The following is a 2,326-nucleotide window of genomic DNA, read 5'->3' on the forward strand; positions in this document are numbered from 1 at the left end:
CTTGAAATCTTAGTCACTTTAGCCTTCAAGGGCAATAATATCTTTAGACTGTTTGCTATTAAATTAAATAATCTGGTAATGCTCAATTAGCATTACCCTCTTCCTTAATTTAATTAGAAGTTCGTACTTATTGGTCATAACTCAAAAAAACATACTAGCTTACCCAGAAAAAAAACGTTTTAGATAACGTCCTTAAACTTGAGTTATGCTTGGAGTAGAATTAAGTACCTGTTTTTTCTCAGGTGTCTTAAGTTCTATCAAAACTTTTAAGCTAGGAAACAAGAAATGATTTTCTTCAACGTATTGGGCTCCAAATAAACCTTTTTCTGCCCAGAAGTACCTATCAGTGGTATGCTCATTTCTTCTAACTAGAAGTACAGCTGGTGGGACAATACCTTGGGCATGAATAAACTTACGAGCAGCAGTGACTGGTTTATCTTCACCACTTTCAATACTATACTGAGCAACTTGCTCAAGAATTCTGCGTCCTTCTTGTCTACGACGGCTTTTGCGCTTACGTCTTCTAGCCAATTTCCTTACCTCCTGTGTTAGCCGATGGGTGTAGTTATGGCTACCAAATTTGATAAGATTATATAAATTTTAACTCAAAAACTCAAGTGTTTTTAATATTTTGATACAAAATATACACTTTATTGTCTAAAATTAACCGATGTCCAGTGGAAAATCCTACAAATAGCTCCAATGCTAATGCCCACCAGTACAGAATTTATTGGACTTTGCAGATCCCAGATCGCTCTTGTATCCAGTTGGGGTGCGAGTTTAAGTATAGTTTACTTGACAGAGAAACTGGTAGAAGGGGGTGAAGCCAAGCTAATTCCCATTATCGCAGATCCAGAAATACCCCAAGATGGGGAAGTAAATTCGGTGTTAAAAGTAACCTCAGAAATACAAACATTAGAGAACCTTCCGAAATTATCAGCAGCACCCTTAACAATTGGGAAAAATTCTCCAATTTTAGAAGCAAGCAACGGTACAAAAGAATCAAATACTGGATGGGAAAAAAATTATCCTTGGCAACAACGTCAAATTGTTTTACCCTTAATCCATGATGGAGTAGTTATGGGATTATTGGTAACAGCAAGAGAAGACCGACCCTGGAATCAAAAAGAAAAAACTCAAATTCAACAAGTAGCTCATACTATTGCCATAGCCTGTATTTTAGATCAACGTTCTGAATGGTTAAAGCGACAATTTCAGCAACAACAACAGTTGCAATCTGAACAATTTGATACGATGCACAATATACTGCATCAGTTGAAAAGTCCATTAACGGCACTAAGAACTTTTGGTAAGTTATTACTGAAAAGATTTTTACCAGAAGACAAAAACTGGAATATAGCTAATAGTATTTTACGGGAAAGCGATCGCCTCAGAGAATTAATTGAACAAATAGATAAAACNCAACAACAACAGTTGCAATCTGAACAATTTGATACGATGCACAATATACTGCATCAGTTGAAAAGTCCATTAACGGCACTAAGAACTTTTGGTAAGTTATTACTGAAAAGATTTTTACCAGAAGACAAAAACTGGAATATAGCTAATAGTATTTTACGGGAAAGCGATCGCCTCAGAGAATTAATTGAACAAATAGATAAAACTGTTGATGTTGGGGAAGAAATATTGAGTATTCCTGCTGAAAGTGAGTATCTTCAAAGCACAACTAAAAATGAAGATATAGAAGAAATAATAGATGCTCATCAAGAAGCTAATCAAAAAACATTACCTCTACGACTTTTACCTGGAGCTAATTTTTTAGAGTCAGTTTCTGTACAACAAGTTTTAGATCCTTTATTAGTTTCTGCCAAAGCAATTGCCGATGAAAGTAATATAGATTTACAAGTTGATGTTCCTAAAAATTTACCAATTGTACAAGCTAATTATAAAGCTTTGCGAGAAGTCTTAAGTAATATTATAGATAATGCTTTAAAATATACTCCAAAAGAAGGAAATATTTATATTAAATTAGCAACTTTATCTCCGCAACCAAATCATCCTCAATCAATTAATAGTGAAACAGAAACAATGCTGGCAATAGCTATTAGCGATACAGGTTATGGAATTCCATCCCAAGATTTAGAACATTTATTTGAACGAAACTATCGGGGAGAAAAAGCTAAAACAAATATTCCAGGAACAGGATTAGGATTAGTAATTGCTCGTAATTTGATAGATGAAATGCAAGGTAAAATTCAAGTCTATTCTCCTGTAGATACTCAATGGTTACCCAGTTATTTAAAAGAGCAATATTTAGTAATTAATCGTGGTACTACAGTTGTTCTATGGTTGCGAATATTAAACC

At 34.3% G+C, this 2,326-nt stretch carries 3 protein-coding genes; 2 read left to right on the plus strand and 1 reads right to left on the minus strand.

Features of this window, described 5'->3' with window-relative positions; all coding sequences use genetic code 11:
* Window positions 1–192: 192 nt before the first annotated feature.
* Window positions 193–531: a DUF3155 domain-containing protein gene (locus AFK68_RS01290; RefSeq protein WP_094671014.1), complete on the minus strand. Its 339-nt coding sequence runs from the start codon at window positions 529–531 to the stop codon at window positions 193–195.
* 723 nt (window positions 532–1,254) lie between these two features.
* Between AFK68_RS01290 and AFK68_RS44020 the strand changes: the two genes are divergently transcribed.
* Together AFK68_RS44020 and AFK68_RS44025 are read left to right on the plus strand one after the other, a co-directional pair.
* Window positions 1,255–1,421: histidine kinase dimerization/phospho-acceptor domain-containing protein (locus AFK68_RS44020; protein ID WP_371357188.1), on the plus strand; the 167-nt coding region annotated here is incomplete at its 3' end.
* 37 nt (window positions 1,422–1,458) lie between these two features.
* The coding region (locus tag AFK68_RS44025) for a sensor histidine kinase (protein WP_371357189.1) at window positions 1,459–2,326 on the plus strand (868 nt) is incomplete at its 3' end.

It is taken from the genome of Hydrocoleum sp. CS-953, assembly GCF_002260545.1.
GTDB lineage: Bacteria > Cyanobacteriota > Cyanobacteriia > Cyanobacteriales > Microcoleaceae > Trichodesmium.